We start from the raw sequence: 17906 nt of genomic DNA on the forward strand, positions 1-17906 counted from the left end.
CCTCAACCCCATTTGTTCGGCAGCCAGGTCACAATGGACGGGACCGCGATCATGATTGCCACCAGCACAAGAAGCATGATGAAGAACGGAATGGTCGCGGCAAAGACGCGCTCCATCGGCAGGCGGGACACCAGCGCCACGCCATAAAGCGCCACGCCAACGGGCGGTGTGATCAGGCCAAGCACGCAGACGATACAGAACAGCACGCCAAGGTGCAGCGGATCAATTCCAAATGCCGTAACCAGCGGCGCAATGGCCGGAACCAGCATCAGGATGATCGGGGTCGCATCCATGAACAATCCCAGCACCAGCACGACCAGCAGGATCGCGATGAAGACGAGTGTCGGGCTGGACACCATCTCGGTGACCTGCTGCGCCAGCATCATCGGGATCTGTTCGCGCGCGATGACCCAGGCATCCAGCCCCGAGACCGAGACGACCAGCATCAGCGCGCCCACCGCCGTCCCCGTGTGAACGAGGCTGCGGTAGAAGTCGCTGAACTTCAGCTTGCGATAGACCAGCCCCAGAAAGATGACATAGACGACGGCGATGGCGCTGGCCTCGGTCGGCGTCAGCGCGCCCGAGAAGATGCCGCCGATCACCAGAACCGGGGTCAGCATCACCAGCGAGGCGCGCCAGAAGGTGGTCAGCACGCGGCCGAACGAGAACGGCTCGCCCCGGCCATAGCCCCGACGCGCGCTCAGCCAGCCCACGGTGATCATCAGCGAAACCGCCATCAGCAGGCCCGGCACGATGCCGCCAAGAAACATCTTGCCGATCGAGACATTGGCCGTCGCGCCATAGATGATCATGATGATCGAGGGCGGAATGACCGGGGCCATCGTCGCCGAGCTTAGCGTGACGGCAGCGGCGAAATTCGGGTCATAGCCCCGTTCACGCATGGCGGCCACGGTCATCTTGCCGACCCCTACCGCGTCAGCCGCAGCCGAGCCCGACATGGCAGAAAAGACCATCGAGGCCAGCACGGTCACATAGCCAAGCCCGCCCCGGACATGCCCGATGACCGCCTGCGCGAAATCGAAAATCCGCGCCGTGGCGCCGTAGCGGTTCATCAGCGCCCCCGCCAGCAGGAACATGGGCACCGCCAGCAGGATGGATTCGTTGACCGTGCCCAGCATCCGCTGTGGTGCCAGCTCCAGCGGAATGCCGCGCAGCCACAGATAGCTGGCCGCAGGGGCACCAAGCGCAACAAAGATGGGCGCGCGCAGTATGATAAGGACGATGATCGCCAAAAGGATCCAACCGATCATATCTGCCTCCTATTCTTCGAAATCGGGATGCGCGCCGTCGCCGACATGTTGTCGGCGTAGGACGAAGCAAAGGGCGTGAAAGGCCAGAAGCGTCATGCCGACCGGCAGCGCCGCAGTCTGGGCCCAGGCCGGAATGCCCAGCACGGGCAGGGTCTGCCCGCCCCGGAACACCATGCGAAAGCCTGCCTGGGCAAGAACGACCGCAAGCCCGATCGACGCCGCATCCGAGACATAGCCGAAGAGCTTTTGCAGCGGCGCAGGCACATGGTTATAGACGATGTCCACCATGAAATGCTGCGACACATACAAAGCGCGCGCCGCGCCGATAAAGATCAGCCATGCGAACAGAAGCCGCCCGGCCTCTTCGGTAAAGGCCAGCGGCGCTTGCAAGACGAAGCGGAACAGCACCTGCATCGCCAGCATCACGATCAGCGCAAGGAGCGTGCAGAACAGGATCAGCCCTTCCAGGCGGACGACAGATTCCTCGATTTTGACAAGTGTTTGCGACATCAGTTCCTCGCCCTCTCGTGACGGCTGTGCGAAGCAGCCGTCATCAGGTCGTTTGCGCGTCGGGGATCACTGCGCATCGCGGATCCGCTGGACCAGATCAGCGCCATAGGTCTCGGACAGCTTGTCGACGACCGGCTGGACTTTCGCGGCGAAAGCGGCGCGGTCGACCTCAACCACATGGACGCCGTTTTCCTTCAGATAGGCCAGGTCGCTGTCAAAATTGGCCTTGAAGAGGCCCCGCTGCATCTCGGTCACCTCGGCGAAGATCCGGTCGAACTCCTCGCGCTGTTCGGGCGAGAGGGCCTCCATGGCACTGCGATTGGCCAGCACGGGCTTATAGAGGAAGAAATGCCCCGTCAGGCTGAAATTCGGTGCCTGCTCATAGAATTTGACGTTGCGATAGCCCGAGATGTCGTTCTCGGCCCCGTCAATCGCGCCGGTCGCAAGCGAGGTATAGACCTCACCATAGGGCATGGCAGTGGCCAGCGCGCCCATGGCATTGAAGCTGTCAAGATAGACCTGACTACCAATGACGCGGATCTTGCGCCCCGCCAGATCGTCGGGGGTGGTCACGGGCGCGCCGCGCGTGAAGACATGGCGCAGACCGCCGCTCCACCAGCCCAGCACTTCAAGACCGGTCTCGGCCTCGATCTTCGCCTCGATCTCCTTGCCGATCTCTCCATCTGCGACGATCCAGGGATGGGTATCGCCGTCGCGGAACAGATAGGGCAGATCATAGACGCCAGCCGAGGGCGCGAAGGTGGACAGCGACGCCGTCGCCACCGTGGTCATCGTCAGCGCCCCGAAGCGCACCTGTTCCAGCGCGTCGGTTTCGCCGCCCACCTGTCCCTGCGGAAAGACCTGCAAGGCAATGCCGGTCGTGCCCTCGCCAAGCCGTTTCGCCAGTTCCTGGAACGCAACGTTCGAGGGCTCGCCCGGCGGGTTCACATGCGCAGCAGTCAGTTCCAGCGCCGCCGCCTGGGTCACGCTCAGCGCCAAGGCCAGCCCCACGGCTGCCAGTTTCTTCTTGATCATTCTAGTCCTCCTCCCCTCCCGCCATGCGGGGTTACTTTAGCTCAAATTGAAAAACCTCAGGGTTTCAGCCACTTGCCCGTCAAGGACCTCGCGTCCCGGCACAACCGCGCCACCCGCCGCCTCGGCCGCCTCAAGCAGCCTTGTGCGCGCCGGTTGCATGATCATCTCGACCAGCAGCTTGCCGGGGCCAAAAGCGTCGGGACTGATCGGCAGCGGATCGCCCTCGGCCATCCCGGCCGGAGAGGCATTGACGAAGATGGTTACCTCTTGCGGATCCAGCCGCCCGGTGCTGGCCTCGACCCCGGGGAATTCACGCCGCAAGCGGCTGGCCAAATCGGCGGCGCGCCCGGCGTCCAGATCATCCACCGCCAGTCGCGCAGCCCCCGCCTCGGCCAGCGCCGCCGCGACCGAAGCACCCGCGCCCCCTGCCCCGACCAGCTGGACCGTCGTGCCCCGGATCTCGGTGTCCCGTGCCCGCAGGGCGGCCACACAGCCAACGCCATCCAAAGCGTCCCCGGCCCATTGCCCGTCACCAATGGGACGGATGACATTCGCTGCTCCTGCCGCCCGGGCACGCGGCGACAGCACCTGGCACTGATCTGCCGCCAGCGGCTTGAACGGGATGGTGACGATCAGCCCGCCAAGGTTCGGCACATGCCGCAGGGCATCGAACACCTGCGCGCCCTCGGTCGCGTCGATCTGGAACGGGACAAAGACCGCATTCACGCCATGCGCCACGCACCAATCCGTATAAAGGCCCGGCGATTTGACCTGCGCGATCGGGTCTCCGACCACCAGATAGAGCGCGGTTTTTCCGTCGATGTTCATGCTAGAGCCTCGCCATGGACAAGCCGCCATCGACCGACAGCACGGTCCCGGTCAGATAGGGCAGATCTCCCGCAGCAATCGCCGCGACCGCTTGCGCCACATCATCGGGCTGCCCCACTCGGGGCGTCAGGGTCAGCCCTTCATCCCGGATGCGGCGGGCATATTCCTGAATGACCGGGGCGGAAAGATCGGTCTCGATGATCCCCGGGCGGATATCGGCAACCTGCACCCCAAGAGGCGAAAGCTTCATCGCGAAGACCTTGACCACCATCGCAACCGCCGCCTTCGAGACGCAATACTCGGCCTTGTTCAGCGAGGCCGCCTCGGCATTGGCCGATGAGATGAAGATCAACGAGCGGTGACGCCTGTCCGCACCAGAGCCTGCCACCCGTCGGGCAAACTCCTGTGCCAGAAAGAACGGCCCGCGCGCATTCGCCGTCATGCAGTGATCGAAGCTGTCCGTCTCGACCTCCAGAATGTCCGACCGCCGCAGCGGCCCAACCCCGGCATTGCAGACCAAGCAATCCAGCGGCCCGAGTTCCGCTTCAATCCGATCCAGCACCGGGCCATGGTTTTCGGGCTTCGACATATCACCGGCCACGGCCATCACATGACCACCTGCCTTGCGCATTGCATCCAGTGCACGGTCCATGCCCGGCCCCTCTTCGCGACCGTTGATCGCGACGGCGAACCCCCGATTGGCCAGTTTCATGGCAATCGCCACCCCGATCCCGCGCGTCGACCCCGTCACCAAGGCCACGCCTGATTGCGCTTTTGTCCGCAACATCTCTCTCCCCCGCAGAGCGTCAAAGCCGAAGATTTCGGCTGATGAAGCTCAGGAACCAATCGATTCCACTCGACTTAAGTAACTGTCTAGTTCGTTACTTTTTGCAAGAGGATATCGTCAAGTTTTTTGTCGTTTCGAGGGCTAGTTCGAACGCCACATCCACCCGCATCCAGCGCATGGACACGAGCGGCAGATGTGCACAGTGCTTCGGCTGGACCGAGGCTTTCACGGCATTCCGTAAGAAATGCGGCTCTAGCCAGCCTGTGGCATGTTCCGGATCAGGGTACCCGGCCCTTCAGGATTGGCTGCGAGCAGGCAAGTAATGCCTGCCAACATGCTTCCAAGCTTGTCGACCGGCATATGCGGAAGCATCGTGCGAACCGTCAGCGGGTCGTAGAAGCGAAAATACAGCCGTGCATTGCGGCTTTCATCGACGACCATCGTGAAGCGACGCAAATGCGCGCGCACCCCCTCAAAGCCAAGCGCGCTGCGCAGGAAAATCGCCGCGCCATCCCTCCATAGGCAAGGGGCATTGCTGACAGACCGAGGCAAACGCTTGAACACCAAATCTCAGGGCATATGCGCCGCCATCTGGTCCGCCATGAGCGGCCTGTCTTCCGGGGGCCTTCCCGGCCCCGGCACGCCGACGACACGGGGCGCGACCCGACCCGACGCAGGAGACAATTCGCTGGGTCATGGCAATGGCGTCGACAATGACCTGAAGAATGGATCGACCGGCGCGCAGGATGCGGGCTCGGACGCGCGCGACAATGCCAGCAGTTCCGCGCTGAACCAGACGGTTGCCGAATGCCCCGATTGCAAGGTGGCCATCGTGATCGGCGACAGCTCCGCCTCGCAAGAGGCGCATTCGGAGCCGATGGACGTCGCCGAATGGACCTATAACGACGATATCGCCAAGCGCACGGTCGAACTCATCAACAGCCAAAGCGGCGGCAAGATCACGGCCGAGATCTTTCATCGCGTCAGCGCAGGCAGCTATTCGCGCGAGATGGCGACCGTATATGCCAAGGTGAACGAATTTCTGGCCGAGGTCCCCAGCCAGAAGCGGATCGCGATTGAGCTGCACTATAACTCGGTCAAATCCACCGCAGCGCGCTTTTCCGAAGTGCTCTACAAGGGCGACATCAGCTATGCCCAGAACAGCGTGAAGCTGCTGGCGGCGATCTTTGGCGGCAAGGATCAGGTCCGGCGCTATAGCTCGAACCCACGCGGACAGGCGACCTTCACGAACGGCCCGACCAATACCTACCTGATGGAGCCGTTCTTCGGCAGCAACCCCGCCTCGGCCGCAATCGCCATGTGCGAAGACGGCAAGCAACAGCTTGCCCAGGCCTACGCAACCTCGCTGATCGATTGGATAGGTTGATGATGAAAGCCCTCTGCCCCGCCGCCTTCGTGCTGGCCCTGCCTGTCGAAGGCCAGGTCGCGCTTTGGGACATGCAGGCCGACCCGCCGGTCGCGCTGGCCCAGAACCCGCCCGGCAGCGTCCTGCCCGGGACGTGCTATCAGTTGTCGGGCAAAAAGCTGACCCCACTGCAGCCCGCGACCGCCTGCCTTAACTATTATACATCGCCCGGAGATCTGGGGGCGCTTGAGCCCTTCTCGGCCACCGGCACCATGGTCTTCAACGACCACGCACCCGATTACGCGCTTCTTAGGCTGGAGCTGCGCGGTGTTCAGGGCACCGAGGAATGCGGCGAGCGCGAAACCTGCGATACGCTCTATCTGGCCGGGTTTGCAAATGACAGTCTGACCGCGCAGGCGATGGAGCCGACGCGGGCGGGCCAGAGGGTGTCGCTGACCGGGCGCAAGAACACCCCGACCCGACTGAACTCCGCACATACGGTCGCTTCGGTCCCCTACCTTAGGGCCGATCGCCGGTTTCCCGATCTCACTGGCAAGTCTCAGCGACATCGAGCTGTGGGTGAGCTTCGGTTTCTATGGCAACTCCGACCAGTACTTGAGCGTAAGAAGGGCGAAAATCGACAGATATACAGAAATTGCGCGCTCGTTGGCCTATGAGAATGATCCCGACCCTGAACGGGTGCCGAAATCCTTCGACGAAGAACTTGCGGACTATCTGGACCGAACAAGCTCTCTGGTCATCAAGAACGCGGTCGCAGGGGACGGGAGGTTCGAAGCTCACTGCGAGCTCATCCAAAGCCCCGGCGATCTCGGCAAGGTTGCGGTCACAGTGAAATACAGCCGCGGCTGGCTTTCCAGCAAACAGCAGGCATCATCCATCCAGAAGGCGTTCGTCTCGCCGGGTGTTGTTCGGATCACCCCGGTTGCGCCCGGAGGTCGGAAATGGTCAGACGTTCACGTAGATGTCGAAGTATCACGCCGAAACGGCGGCAAGCATAGCGAGAATGAAAGTTTTGGTTTTGGCAAACTCTAGCAGCGGTCCCGGCTGGCGGTTCGCAACCGAATTGATTGACGAAAACCGCGTCACCGATAATCCCGGCTATTTCAACCGGATGTGGCGCTCGGCGCGTCCTGTGGGCCCCGATGTGCTTGAGGTCTGCAGCTACCACGACCGCAGGGTGCGCATCCTCTGCTGGATTTTCGGGTTGCTGGCCGCGGTGATCGCGGGCTTCTCGGGCATGGTCATGGACAGGGCCGACTACCCGTTTGCCGATCAGATCGACGCGTTCAGGGTTCTGACGGATTATCACGGCGTCCTGGCCGAGGAATATGCCGCCGAGCCGCGCCGCGAAAGTCTGCAGGCATGGCTGGCCGACTATGACCAGATGTGGCCGCTTCATCGCGATCACGCCATCCGGACGCTGATCGGCACGTTCATGTTCACCGTCCCGCTTTGGCTTTGCGCGCTTCTCTGGCCCCGGCGCGCCCCCCTGAGGATCGACCGCAGACGCTGGGTCGCCTACACCATTCTGAAGGGAGAGCTTGCGCTGTCCCGCATAGACACCGGCCCAGAGGCCGCGACGCCCTTCGTGACGCGCACGGCACCGGCCCCGCCCCTCACCTTCACCAATGCGCCCTATGACGGGTTCGGCCCGCTGCTGACCGGATTGATCGGAACCAGATCGGCCAAAATGCGGATCTTCTGGATGGGCACGCAGCCCGTCACCAACCCGAACCAGAACGGCGATCTGGCAGATCTGGTCAATCTGTTCACGGATGATCGCGTCGAGCAGAGCCGCTGGCTTCCGCTGCTTCGCCGCCGCGGGTTCCTGCCTGGCGATCTCCTGCGCGCCCTCGACCGCATCAGCTTGCGCCGCCGCCCCGATCTAGACAGCGTCGCAGTGCAAGAGCAACTGGATCGCGCGGCCCCGCAGGCAGTTCAGGTTGGCGATCCGATCCTGTCGAGAAGCTAGGGGTTGGGCTAAGTGGCGAGGCGTCATCCAGACGCCAAGAGCCCATTCCCCTCCGGCACTTCTGCTGTCAGATTGGCGCCATGCAGCGCAATTCGTTCCCTCTGTATACGCCCACCAAGCTCGCCCTTCTGGGGGCCGGGGGGCTCGTGCTGCTTCTGACCATCATGGGCATCGCGCAGCACCGGGCACTGACGGCAGAACTCGCGCAAGAGACCATGGTTCTGCACCGGCTGGCCTCGCAGCGGGCAGATCAGCATGACGCACATCTCACGGCGCTGTCGGCCATCGCCACGGCCAGCGACGATCCCGAACAGAAGCTGTTTCAAGAGGTGGCAGAGACCATCACCCGCTTCTTTCCGCGCATCACCGCGATTGCGCTGGTGCCCTTGCAGCCGGATCGCATCGCGGTGGGGGCGGCGCTGACGCCGGGGCTTGCGGCGCAGATCGCCGAGACCGCCAAGGCCTCGGACGGGACGATCACCCTTCTGCCGGACCCGGACCGGGCTGGCCATTACATCATGATCAAGCGCAGTCCCAATTCCGACGCCGCGCGCTATGGGCTGATCCTCTCGATTGACGCGGCGCGGCTGCTGGACGATGCCGGTGCCTTCTGGACCCAGCCGGGTACCGGGTTATCTCTCTCACTGCCCGACGGAACGCCGTTGTTTCAGCATGGCAAGACAGGCGATCTGACGCAGAGCAAGACCTTGGGTAGTGCCTCGCAACCCTTGATCCTGACGACCAGCCGAACCGTCACGCTGTTCGACATCTTTCCGCCCCTGCGCAGCGCGCTGATCCTGCTGGCCGCTGCCTTGGCGGCCCTTGGCATCCTGGCCTTCGTAAGGCAGCGGCGGCAGGCGCGACATGCGCTGGAGCAGGCCCGGCTCAGTGCGCTCGACTCGCGCCTGGCCCATGCCGCCCGCGTCAATGCGATGGGTGAGATGGCCAGCGGCCTTGCGCATGAGCTGACCCAGCCCCTGACCGCCATTCTGGCGCAGGCGCAGGCCGGGCGGCGGTTGCTGACGCGCGACGACCGCGAGCGGCTCTCGTCCACGCTTGACGACACGGTCACCCAAGCCCGGCGCGCCTCGGTCATTCTCGAACGTTTCCGCAACTGGTCCCGGCCGCAAGCCACACCGGCGCAGCCCTTCGACCTGCGCGATGCGCTGCGCAATGTCGCAGCGCTGCTCGATCCGCAGGCACGCGCGCAGAATGTCGCGCTGACCTTTGAGCTGCCGCCCGCGCCGGTCATGGTTCGCGCCAATCCGGTCGAGATGGAGCAGGTCGCCTTCAATCTTCTGCGCAACGCGCTGGAGGCGCTGGTGGACACGCCCGAAGGTCAGGTTCGGACCCGACTGCAAAGCTCGGGCGATCAGGTGGTGCTGACCATCCGCGACAATGGTCCCGGCGTCGCGCCCGACCTTCGCCCCCAGCTTTTCACCCCCTTCACCACCTCGCGCGCGGATGGCACCGGGCTTGGCCTTGCCCTCAGCCAGCGGCTGGTCGAGCGCGCGGGCGGTGAGATCGTGCTGGAGGACAGTACCCTAGGCGCAAGCTTCCGCATCACCCTGCCGTTGGCCCAATCGGGGAGCGCGCCATGAACCATCCCGTCTATCTGGTCGATGATGACAAGGCGGTGCGGGATGCGCTGACGCTGCTGCTCTCCACCGTCGACATTGCTGTGACCAGCTTTCCAGACCCGCAGGCCTTCCTTGCGCGTCTGCCGCAGCTCCAGCCGGGCTGCCTAATCCTCGACATCCGCATGCCCATTGTCTCGGGCCTGAAACTGCAGGAAAAGCTGGCCGAGATGGCAATCGACTGGCCCACCATCATCATGTCGGGCCATGGTGATATCGAGGCCTGCCGCCGCGCCTTTCGCAACGGGGCCATCGACTTTCTGTCAAAGCCCGTCGATGAGACTGATCTGATCGACGCCATCCAGAAGGCGCAGGCGATCCTTGATCGCCAGCTGGATCGCCGGGCCGAGGTGGCCGAGACGCTGGCCCTGCTCTCGGCCCTGACCCCACGAGAAGCCGAGGTGCTGGAAGGCATCGCGGCGGGCTTCACCACACGGCAGATCGCGGAACGGCTGGCTCTCTCGCCCCGGACGGTGGAAAGCCATCGTGCGTCGATTGCGGGCAAGATCGGCACGACCTCGCAGGCGGAAATGACCCGCCTCTGGCTGGAAGGCCGAGGCGTTCCGTAGTTCTACGGAAGCGCCCGCAAGGCCTACGAATACCCCCCTCGCGGCTGTCGGATTAGCGTCCCGTCATCACTCATGACAGGAGAACCCGATGATCCGTACCACCGTTTTCGCCGCCATCCTGCTGGCCCCTTTCGCAGCTGCTGCCGAGGATCTGCCGACCGCGCCCTATCTGCCGCTGGATCTGGCGGTGAAGGCCGCCGATGCCGCGCTGAAGGTCTGCGCCGCCGAGGGGCATAACGTCAGCGTCGCCATCGTGGCGCGCGATGGCGCGACCAAGGTGCTGCTGAAGGCCGACAATTCCGGCCCGCATACCGGCGCCAGCGCGACCGGCAAAGCCTTCACTTCTGCCGCCATGGGCCGCGATACCGCTGGCTTGGCTGGCTTCATCGCCTCGGCCCCCGAGAATGCCGGCCTGCGTGACATGGATGCGCGCATGGTCATTCAGGCGGGCGGTCTGCCGATCCGCATGGGCGAGGCGTTGGTCGGCGGTATCGGCGTCGGCGGGGCGCCCTCGGGTGATATTGACGCCACCTGCGCGGCGGCTGGCCTGAGCGCCATCGGTGCGGCGCAGTAAGCGAGGCATGGAAGGCGGCCAACTGGCCGCCTTTTTCATTTGCCGCCGAGGCTCATCCTTACGATCGCCGCGACAATCGCCTGAAAACTGCGCCGCGCCCGGTCGCTGCTGCGGCGGGCGCGCAGATAGCCGTGCGGCAGTTCCGGCTCATTGCGCCACTCGGCCACCACGCCCGCATCGTTCAGGCGACGCGCATAGGCAGGGCCATCGTCGCGCAGCGGATCGACATTCGCGGTCACGATGAAGGCGGGTGGCAGGCCCGACAGGTCCGAGGCCAGCAAGGGCCGCGCAACCGGATCGGTCACCAGCCCCTCGCCATGCAGCGCGGTCTGATAGGCGTCGAGGTCGATGGTGCGCAGAAGCGGCGCCTCGGCCATTTCCGAATAGGACAGCCACGACCGATCCCCGCCAAGGCCCGGATAGATCAGCACCTGCCCCAAAGGCTCATGCCCGCCGCGTTCGCGCAGGCACAGCCCCGCGACCAGCGCCGCGCCCGCGCTGTCACCCACGACCACGCCCGGACGTTCGACCGCGCGCCAGACCGCTGCGACATCGTCGATCTGCGCGGGCCAGCGATGCTCGGGAGCAAGGCGGTAATCGACCGCGATCACCTGCAACCCGGTCGCATCGGCAATCTCGGCGCAGACATCGTCATGGCTGTCGAGACCTCCGACGACGAAGCCACCGCCATGCACATAGAGCACGAAAACTGGCGTCTTCTCACCATAGATGCGGCAGGGCACGTCTGCGATGCGCCGATCCGCGACCGGCAGATCCTCGGGGCGGGCGGCGCGGAAGGCCGCGCACATGATGTCGTAATTGCGGCGGTTGTCCTCGGCCGTGGCGAGGTTTGAATCGGCGGGATAGGAATCTTCGGTCTTGCGAATGAAATCCAGCACCTGCGGGTCGCTGATCATGCGGCACCTTCTGCAATCCGACGGGTCAGCCAGTCGGGGTCGGGTTGGGGAACCGAGGCCAGAAGCTCGGCGGTGTAGGGGTGGCGCGGCGGGTCCAGCACCATCGACTTCATGCCGCGATCCATGACCTGGCCATAGCGCATCACCACAACCTCATCGGCGATGGCGCGTACGGTTTCGATGTCATGGGTGATGAACATATAGGAGACGCCGGTTTCATCCTGCAACCGGCTGAGCAGGCGCAGGATGCCCTCGGCGACCAGCTGGTCCAGCGCGCTGGTGACCTCATCGCAGATGATGAATTCCGGGTCGGCGGCCAGCGCGCGGGCAATTCCGATGCGCTGTTTCTGCCCGCCCGAAAGCTCGCCCGGCAGACGGTCGAGGAACTTCTTCGGCTCCAGCTCGATCTGGTCCATCAGCTCGTGCAGCCGTTCGGTCTGCGCCTTGCCCGACAGGCCGCGATAGAAGCCCAAGGGCCGCGACAGGATCTGGCGGATGGTCTGACGCGGGTTCAGCGCGGTATCTGCCATCTGATAGATCATCTGGATCTGGCGAAGTTGGTCCTTGCTCCGGTCCTGAAGCCGCGCGGGCAGCACCTGCCCGTTCATCTCGATATGGCCCGATTGCGGGGGAAGCAGGCCGGTAATGACCCGCGCCGTCGTCGACTTCCCCGACCCGGATTCGCCCACAACCGCGACCGTCGCGCCCTTGGGGATCGAGAATTCGACATCCTTCAGCACCTGAATCGCACCATAGCCCGCCGTCACGCCCGCCACGCGGATGGATGCGGGCGCATCATCGGCCAGCTTGCGTTCCGGTCTGCGGAACTCGCGCACCGCCCAAAGCGAGCGGGTGTAATCCTCGCGCGGTGCCGCCATCATCTCGCGCGTCGGCGCCTCCTCGACCTCGCGACCATCGCGCATGACCTTCACGCGGTCGGCCATCTGCGCCACGACAGCAAGGTCATGGGTGATATAGATCGCCGCAGTCCCAAGGCTTTGCACCGCCTGCCGGATCGAGGCCAGAACCCCGATCTGCGTGGTCACATCCAGCGCCGTTGTCGGTTCGTCAAAGACGATCAGGTCAGGCTTGCAGGCCATCGCCATCGCAACCATCGCCCGCTGCAACTGCCCGCCCGAGACCTGATGCGGAAAGCGCAGCCCGAAATTGTTGGGGTCCGGCAGGTGCATCTTGGCGTAAAGCTCGCGCGCGAAAGCCTCGGATTCCTTGCGCGTCGCGGTGCCGTGGATCTGCGGGCCTTCGCAGAACTGCTCCAGCAGCCGCCATGCCGGGTTGAAGCTCGCCGCCGCCGATTGCGCGACATAGGCCACGCGCGCGCCGCGGAAATTGTTGCGCAGACGGTCCGACATGGACAGCAGGTCCGTGCCCTCGAACAGGATCTTGCCGCCCGCGAAACGCAGCCCCGGCGCGGCGTAACCAAGCGCCGCCTGCCCCAAGGTCGATTTCCCCGCGCCGGATTCCCCGATCAGGCCCACGACCTCGCCCCGGTTCACCTGCAGATCGACCCCGTGCAGGATCGGCGTCCAACCGGTATCTGTCTTGGCCTCAACCTTGAGGTTTTGGATATCCAGAAGCATGGCGTCAGTCCTTCAATCCCGAGGCGCGGTGAAGCAGCCAGTCGACCACGAAGTTAACGGCGACGGTCAGCACGGCAATGCAGGCGGCAGGCAGCAGGGGCGTCGTATCGCCGAACGAAATCAGCGAGGCATTGTCGCGCACCATTCCACCCCAATCCGCCAAGGGCGGCGGCAGGCCAAGGCCCAGAAAGCTGAGGGCCGAGATCGTCAGGAAGGCAAAGCAGAAGCGCAGGCCGAATTCGGCGATCAGGGGGGCGGTGATGTTCGGCAAAACCTCGCGCCGGATGATCCACCACGTCCCTTCGCCGCGCAGCTTCGCGGCCTCGACATAATCCATGACCATGACGTTCATCGCGGTGGCACGTACCAGTCGGAACACGCGGGTCGAGTCCATGATGGCGACGACCACGATCAGGTTCATGACCCCCGGCCCAAGCGCCGACAGCGCCAGCAGCGTGAAGATCAGCGAGGGCACGGCCATCAGGATATCGACGATGCGCGACAGGATCATATCGACCCAACCGCGCCGCGCGGCGGCCAACAGACCCGCGATGGAACCGATCAGGAAGGCCAGAACGGTCGTCATCAGCGCGACGCCGACGGTGTTTCGCGCGCCCCAGATCAGGCGCGAAAGCATGTCGCGGCCAAGATTGTCCGTGCCGACAAGGAAGGCACCGCCCCAGGGCTCGAACTGCGCGCCGACGATCTCGGCCTCGCCGTAGGGGGCAAGCAAGGGCGCGAAGATCGCGACCACGGCATAGACGGCGATAACCACGATCCCGAGCATGGCGGTAAAGGGCATCGAGCGGATTGTCCGGGCAAGTTCCATGATCTTACCTCGGATGCAGCAGGCGCGGGTTCGTGGCAATCGCCAGAACATCGGCCAGAATGTTGATACAGATATAGACGGCGGCAAAGATCAGGGCGCAGGCCTGCACCACCGGCATATCGCGGTTCGTGACGCTATCGACCATCAACTGGCCAAGGCCAGGATAGACGAACACCACCTCGACAATGACGACGCCGGTGATCAGCCAGGCCACGTTCAGCGCAATCACGTTGATGATCGGGGCCAGCGCATTCGGCAGCGCGTGACGGGTGATGATGCGCCATTTCGAGACGCCCTTCAGCCGCGCCATCGCGATATAGGGCGCGCCCAGCACGTTGACGACCGCCGCGCGCGTCATCCGCAGCATATGGGCGGACACCACCAGAACCAGCGTCATCGCGGGCAGGAACGCCTTCTGGACCAGATCCATCAGCGAGGGGTTTGACCCCGGATCGGCCATCGACGGGAACCAGCCCCATTGCACCGACAGCCAATACATCAGGATATAGGCGATGAAGAATTCGGGGAAGGAAATCGCGGTCAGGCTGAGCGTGTTGACCCCCCGGTCGAACCACGACCCGCGCCACATCGCCGACAAAAGCCCCAGCAGCACCGACAGCGGCACCGCGATCACGGCGGCATAGGCGGCCAGAAACAGCGTGTTCGGCAGCCGCGTCGCCAGCAGGTCGGCGACCGGGCGACCATTCGCCAGCGATTTGCCGAAATCGCCCTGCAAGACGCCGCCGATCCAGTGGAAATAACGGGTGATCAGCGGCTGATCCAGACCCAGATCCCGCCGCATCGCGGCCACGGTTTCAGGCGTCGCTGATTGTCCAAGGATCTGCTGGGCGATGTCGCCCGGCAGCAAGCTTACGGCCAGAAAGACCAGCACCGAGATGATGAACAGCGTAAAGACGCCAATAGCGAGCCGCTGCACGATCATGCGGCCAAGCGGGTGTCTTTTCCGCGGCTCTGTCATGCGGCGGCCTCCGTGGCGCGCAATTCGCGGATGCCGCGGCCCGCATGATCAAGCGGTGCGGTCGCCAGATCCAGCGCCTCAATCTCGGCAAGTTTGGCCAGCAGGACATCCTGCATCGGCACGACCTTGCCCGCGTTTGTATCCACATGGACCAGCATATGTTCCCCCGTTGCGACTTCAGAGCCGTCTTCCCTCAGAAGGCTATGATGCAGGCGGAAACGCTTCTTGTCATGCCCCAGCAGGCGGGTTTCGACGGTAATCCTTTCGCCCGCCGCAACCTCTGACAGATGCCGGATATGGGTTTCGACCGTATAGGCAGAGAGGCCCTGCCCCCGATACGCCTCATCCAGACCCATATGGATCAGGAAGGCATCGGTCGCGTCGCCCATGACCTGAAGATAGCGGAACTCGGTCATATGGCCGTTGTAATCGACCCATGAACCGCCCACGCGGGCTTGGTGCAGACGCAGCGGATAGCCCGGCTCGGCGGTGACGCCGCGCGCGTAGTAACGGTTCTCCATCTGCGCGACGGATTGCCCGGCGCCCCAATCATTCGCCTTCAGCGCGTGGAAAATGCCGATCAGGTTGTCGTCGCGAATACGCTCCAACTCGCGGATGGAATGCATCCCCGACTGTTCGTCCGACTGATCCGCGATCATATTGACCAGCCGATCATCCAGATCGGGCACATCCATCAGCTTCGTCCAAGGCCATTTCAGGGCCGGACCGAATTGAGCCAGAAAATGCTTCATCCCGGCCTCGCCGCCCGCGATGCGATAGGTCTCGAACAGGCCCATCTGCGCCCAACGCAGGCCGAAGCCATAGCGGATGATGTCGTCAATGACCTCGGTCGTGGCGATGCCGTCATTGACCAGCCACAAAGCCTCGCGCCAGACCGCTTCCAGCAGGCGGTCGCCGATATGGGCGTCGATTTCCTTGGCGATCTGGACCGGCTTCATGCCGATGCTGGTCAGGATTTCACTGGCGCGATCCGCAGCCGCCCCGCCGCCGACCACTTCGACAATCGGCAGCAGATAGACCGGGTTGAAGGGATGGGCGACCACGATGCGCTCGGGGTGCTTTGCCCCCTCACGCAATTCGGACGGCTTGAAGCCCGAGGTCGAGGACCCGATCACGGCGCTTGGCGGAGCGGCAGCCTCGATTTCAGCGATGATCTTATGCTTCAGATCCAGCCGCTCGGGGACGCTTTCCTGAATGTAATCCGCCCCCTCGACCGCATCCGCGATCGAGGCGCTCCAGATCAGCTTGCCAGGGGCCGGCAGAGGGGCCTGAAACAGCCGCTCATAGGCGCGGCTTGCGTTCGCCATGACCTCGCCCACGATGCGTTCCGCCTCGGGGTGAGGGTCAAAGATGCGCACATCATGCCCGTTCAGGATAAACCGTGCGATCCAGCCGCCGCCGATCACACCGCCGCCAATTGCCGCAATCTTCATGCCGCGTACCACCGTTCCACAAGTTTCCAGCCGTCGAAGAAGCGGTCGCCCGCGACCTTGCCATGCGCGACCTTATCGTTATGCGCATCGACGTAATTGACGAAGACCGGGATGATCGTGCCGCCGTCCTCGCTGACGAGGCCCTGCATTTCCGTGTACATCTCGCGGCGCAGGTTCTCGTCCAGCTCGGCCCGCGCCTTCAGCAGCAGCTCATTGAAGCGCGCATTGTCCCAATGGCCTTCGTTCCATTCCGCACCCTTGGAATAGACGAGGCTGAACATGTCATCCTCGGTCGGGCGGCCGTTCCAATAGCCCATGCAGAAGGGCTTTTTCAGCCAGACGTTGGACCAATAGCCATCCTCGGGCTCGCGCTTGACGTCGATATTGATGCCAGCCGCCTTGGCCGACTGCTGGAACAGCTGCGCCGCATCGACCGCCCCGGTGAAGGCCGCGTTTGAGGTCGAAAGCTGGACATTCAGCGTGTCCATCCCCGCCTTTTTCAGATAGGATTTCGCCTTCTCGGGGTCGTATTCATGCTGCGGCAGGTCGGCGGCATAATAGCGGTTCGCGGGTGCAATCGGGCTGTCATTGGCGACCTTGCCATAGCCGCGCAGCACCTTGTCGACCATTTCCTGACGGTTGATCGCGTATTTCAGCGCCAACCGCACGTTCACATCGTTGAAGGGTGCCACGTCGCAGAACATCGGCAGAGTGTAATGCGCAGTGCCGGTCGTCTCGACCAGTTCAATGCCGGGGCGGCGCTTCAGCAGGTGGATCGTGCCCAGATCAGGGCCGTTGATCGCATCAACCTCGCCGGTGATCAGCGCGTTCTGGCGTGCGGTCGGATCGCCAATGGCCAGCAGCGTCACATCATCGAACCACGCCCGATCGGCCTTCCAGTAGTCGTCGCGTCGCTTCAGGGTGATGCGCACGCCCGGCTCATGCTCGACCAGAGTGTAACCGCCCGTGCCAAGGCCCGACTGCCAGTCCAGCGTCCCGTCTTCCTTCGCGGGCATGATGATGAAGTGATAATCCGAGGTCAGATAGCCGAAATCGGCATTCCCCGACTTCAGCTCGAACACGACGACATTGTCGCCATCGGCGCGAATATCCGCGACCTGCTCCAGCGTGCCTTTCGCGCCCGAGACGGTGTTTTCGCCCCGGTGATGGTTGAAGGACGCGATCACGTCCTTCGCCGTCACCTTGCGACCGTCGCCAAACGTCGCGTCGCGGATCTTGAAGGTCCAGATCTTGGCCTCGGCATCCGGCTCATAGCTTTCGGCGAGTTCGGGCTGGGCTTTGCCATCCGCGTCAATCTCGACCAGGTTGTTGCAGACGGCCAGCATCGCCGTCACCACTGGACCCGCCGCGAAGGTCGCGGGGTCGATGGTGTCCGAGGTCGCCCCGCCCGATTGCCCGATCCGGAAAGAGCCGCCCTTCTTCGGCGCGGCCTGCGCGAATGCGCCACGCGGCAGGATCAGACCCGCCGCCGTCATCCCCGCAGCACCGGCCAGAAGGCCGCGACGCGAAATTCCATGTTTGGTTGCGTTCATCTTGTT

At 63.8% G+C, this 17906-nt stretch carries 19 protein-coding genes; 7 read left to right on the forward strand and 12 right to left on the reverse strand.

Annotation, left to right across the window (positions count from 1 at the left end; all coding sequences use genetic code 11):
- Positions 1 to 2: 2 nt before the first annotated feature.
- The 6 genes from IQ24_RS14360 to IQ24_RS14385 all read right to left on the reverse strand — a co-directional run bounded on the left by IQ24_RS14360 (position 3) and on the right by IQ24_RS14385 (position 4995).
- Complete coding sequence (locus IQ24_RS14360) at positions 3 to 1271, reverse strand: TRAP transporter large permease (RefSeq protein WP_145398978.1); 1269 nt, start codon at positions 1269 to 1271, stop codon at positions 3 to 5.
- 9 nt (positions 1272 to 1280) lie between these two features.
- Complete coding sequence (locus IQ24_RS14365) at positions 1281 to 1781, reverse strand: TRAP transporter small permease (RefSeq protein WP_145398979.1); 501 nt, start codon at positions 1779 to 1781, stop codon at positions 1281 to 1283.
- 66 nt (positions 1782 to 1847) lie between these two features.
- A complete protein-coding gene (locus IQ24_RS14370; RefSeq protein ID WP_145398980.1) occupies positions 1848 to 2816 on the reverse strand; it encodes a TRAP transporter substrate-binding protein in 969 nt (322 codons plus the stop codon).
- Between the two features lie 36 nt (positions 2817 to 2852).
- Positions 2853 to 3644 carry a shikimate dehydrogenase family protein gene (locus tag IQ24_RS14375; protein ID WP_158637530.1) on the reverse strand — a complete coding sequence of 264 codons (792 nt, stop codon included), beginning with the start codon at positions 3642 to 3644 and terminating at the stop codon, positions 2853 to 2855.
- 1 nt (position 3645) lies between these two features.
- Positions 3646 to 4431: a 3-ketoacyl-ACP reductase gene (locus IQ24_RS14380; RefSeq protein WP_145398982.1), complete on the reverse strand. Its 786-nt coding sequence runs from the start codon at positions 4429 to 4431 to the stop codon at positions 3646 to 3648.
- Between the two features lie 252 nt (positions 4432 to 4683).
- The gene (locus tag IQ24_RS14385; RefSeq protein ID WP_158637532.1) at positions 4684 to 4995 is read right to left on the reverse strand and encodes a DUF4123 domain-containing protein; all 312 of its coding nucleotides are present in this window, start codon (positions 4993 to 4995) and stop codon (positions 4684 to 4686) included.
- A 37-nt stretch (positions 4996 to 5032) separates the two neighbouring features.
- Here IQ24_RS14385 and IQ24_RS14390 point away from each other — a divergent pair, with 37 nt between their 5' ends.
- From IQ24_RS14390 to IQ24_RS14420, 7 genes are all read left to right on the forward strand, one after another.
- Positions 5033 to 5818, forward strand: a complete 786-nt coding sequence (locus IQ24_RS14390; protein WP_145398984.1) for an N-acetylmuramoyl-L-alanine amidase — start codon at positions 5033 to 5035, stop codon at positions 5816 to 5818.
- Positions 5818 to 6474, forward strand: a complete 657-nt coding sequence (locus tag IQ24_RS14395) for a hypothetical protein (protein ID WP_145398985.1) — start codon at positions 5818 to 5820, stop codon at positions 6472 to 6474. The genes IQ24_RS14390 and IQ24_RS14395 overlap by 1 nt, the downstream gene beginning before the upstream one ends.
- Positions 6464 to 6850: a hypothetical protein gene (locus tag IQ24_RS14400; protein WP_145398986.1), complete on the forward strand. Its 387-nt coding sequence runs from the start codon at positions 6464 to 6466 to the stop codon at positions 6848 to 6850. The genes IQ24_RS14395 and IQ24_RS14400 overlap by 11 nt, the downstream gene beginning before the upstream one ends.
- Positions 6837 to 7790, forward strand: coding sequence for a hypothetical protein (locus tag IQ24_RS14405; RefSeq protein WP_206751557.1), 954 nt, complete (start codon positions 6837 to 6839; stop codon positions 7788 to 7790). Before IQ24_RS14400 ends, IQ24_RS14405 begins: the two co-directional genes overlap by 14 nt.
- 80 nt (positions 7791 to 7870) lie before the next feature.
- Positions 7871 to 9391: a sensor histidine kinase gene (locus tag IQ24_RS14410; RefSeq protein ID WP_242008208.1), complete on the forward strand. Its 1521-nt coding sequence runs from the start codon at positions 7871 to 7873 to the stop codon at positions 9389 to 9391.
- Positions 9388 to 9996 (forward strand): response regulator transcription factor, encoded by a 609-nt coding sequence (locus IQ24_RS14415; RefSeq protein ID WP_145398988.1) that lies wholly within the window; start codon positions 9388 to 9390, stop codon positions 9994 to 9996. The genes IQ24_RS14410 and IQ24_RS14415 overlap by 4 nt, the downstream gene beginning before the upstream one ends.
- A gap of 88 nt (positions 9997 to 10084) precedes the next feature.
- Positions 10085 to 10570 carry a GlcG/HbpS family heme-binding protein gene (locus IQ24_RS14420; protein ID WP_145398989.1) on the forward strand — a complete coding sequence of 162 codons (486 nt, stop codon included), beginning with the start codon at positions 10085 to 10087 and terminating at the stop codon, positions 10568 to 10570.
- Between the two features lie 35 nt (positions 10571 to 10605).
- Here the strand turns inward: IQ24_RS14420 and IQ24_RS14425 are convergent, their stop codons facing one another.
- The 6 genes from IQ24_RS14425 to IQ24_RS14450 are packed head-to-tail and all read right to left on the reverse strand — an operon-like array spanning position 10606 to position 17900.
- Positions 10606 to 11487, reverse strand: coding sequence for an alpha/beta hydrolase (locus IQ24_RS14425; RefSeq protein ID WP_145398990.1), 882 nt, complete (start codon positions 11485 to 11487; stop codon positions 10606 to 10608).
- Positions 11484 to 13085 carry an ABC transporter ATP-binding protein gene (locus IQ24_RS14430; protein WP_145398991.1) on the reverse strand — a complete coding sequence of 534 codons (1602 nt, stop codon included), beginning with the start codon at positions 13083 to 13085 and terminating at the stop codon, positions 11484 to 11486. Before IQ24_RS14430 ends, IQ24_RS14425 begins: the two co-directional genes overlap by 4 nt.
- A 4-nt stretch (positions 13086 to 13089) precedes the next feature.
- Positions 13090 to 13914 (reverse strand): ABC transporter permease, encoded by an 825-nt coding sequence (locus tag IQ24_RS14435; RefSeq protein WP_242008209.1) that lies wholly within the window; start codon positions 13912 to 13914, stop codon positions 13090 to 13092.
- A 4-nt stretch (positions 13915 to 13918) separates the two neighbouring features.
- Positions 13919 to 14893 (reverse strand): ABC transporter permease, encoded by a 975-nt coding sequence (locus tag IQ24_RS14440; RefSeq protein ID WP_145398992.1) that lies wholly within the window; start codon positions 14891 to 14893, stop codon positions 13919 to 13921.
- Entirely contained in the window at positions 14890 to 16347 is a 1458-nt protein-coding gene (locus tag IQ24_RS14445) for a carnitine 3-dehydrogenase (protein ID WP_145398993.1), read from the reverse strand. The genes IQ24_RS14440 and IQ24_RS14445 overlap by 4 nt, the downstream gene beginning before the upstream one ends.
- Complete coding sequence (locus tag IQ24_RS14450) at positions 16344 to 17900, reverse strand: ABC transporter substrate-binding protein (protein WP_145398994.1); 1557 nt, start codon at positions 17898 to 17900, stop codon at positions 16344 to 16346. The genes IQ24_RS14445 and IQ24_RS14450 overlap by 4 nt, the downstream gene beginning before the upstream one ends.
- Positions 17901 to 17906 lie beyond the last annotated feature (6 nt).

Source organism: Paracoccus sulfuroxidans, assembly GCF_007830335.1.
Lineage (GTDB): Bacteria > Pseudomonadota > Alphaproteobacteria > Rhodobacterales > Rhodobacteraceae > Paracoccus > Paracoccus sulfuroxidans.

Bases quoted from the DNA above. Each gene is read 5' to 3' on its own strand.
- IQ24_RS14360 (WP_145398978.1), bottom strand. From the start codon at position 1,271: ATGATCGGTTGGATCCTTTTGGCGATCATCGTCCTTATCATACTGCGC.
- IQ24_RS14365 (WP_145398979.1), bottom strand. From the start codon at position 1,781: ATGTCGCAAACACTTGTCAAAATCGAGGAATCTGTCGTCCGCCTGGAA.
- IQ24_RS14370 (WP_145398980.1), bottom strand. From the start codon at position 2,816: ATGATCAAGAAGAAACTGGCAGCCGTGGGGCTGGCCTTGGCGCTGAGC.
- IQ24_RS14375 (WP_158637530.1), bottom strand. From the start codon at position 3,644: ATGAACATCGACGGAAAAACCGCGCTCTATCTGGTGGTCGGAGACCCG.
- IQ24_RS14380 (WP_145398982.1), bottom strand. From the start codon at position 4,431: ATGTTGCGGACAAAAGCGCAATCAGGCGTGGCCTTGGTGACGGGGTCG.
- IQ24_RS14390 (WP_145398984.1), top strand. From the start codon at position 5,033: ATGAGCGGCCTGTCTTCCGGGGGCCTTCCCGGCCCCGGCACGCCGACG.
- IQ24_RS14395 (WP_145398985.1), top strand. From the start codon at position 5,818: ATGATGAAAGCCCTCTGCCCCGCCGCCTTCGTGCTGGCCCTGCCTGTC.
- IQ24_RS14410 (WP_242008208.1), top strand. From the start codon at position 7,871: ATGCAGCGCAATTCGTTCCCTCTGTATACGCCCACCAAGCTCGCCCTT.
- IQ24_RS14415 (WP_145398988.1), top strand. From the start codon at position 9,388: ATGAACCATCCCGTCTATCTGGTCGATGATGACAAGGCGGTGCGGGAT.
- IQ24_RS14420 (WP_145398989.1), top strand. From the start codon at position 10,085: ATGATCCGTACCACCGTTTTCGCCGCCATCCTGCTGGCCCCTTTCGCA.
- IQ24_RS14425 (WP_145398990.1), bottom strand. From the start codon at position 11,487: ATGATCAGCGACCCGCAGGTGCTGGATTTCATTCGCAAGACCGAAGAT.
- IQ24_RS14430 (WP_145398991.1), bottom strand. From the start codon at position 13,085: ATGCTTCTGGATATCCAAAACCTCAAGGTTGAGGCCAAGACAGATACC.
- IQ24_RS14435 (WP_242008209.1), bottom strand. From the start codon at position 13,914: ATGGAACTTGCCCGGACAATCCGCTCGATGCCCTTTACCGCCATGCTC.
- IQ24_RS14440 (WP_145398992.1), bottom strand. From the start codon at position 14,893: ATGACAGAGCCGCGGAAAAGACACCCGCTTGGCCGCATGATCGTGCAG.
- IQ24_RS14445 (WP_145398993.1), bottom strand. From the start codon at position 16,347: ATGAAGATTGCGGCAATTGGCGGCGGTGTGATCGGCGGCGGCTGGATC.
- IQ24_RS14450 (WP_145398994.1), bottom strand. From the start codon at position 17,900: ATGAACGCAACCAAACATGGAATTTCGCGTCGCGGCCTTCTGGCCGGT.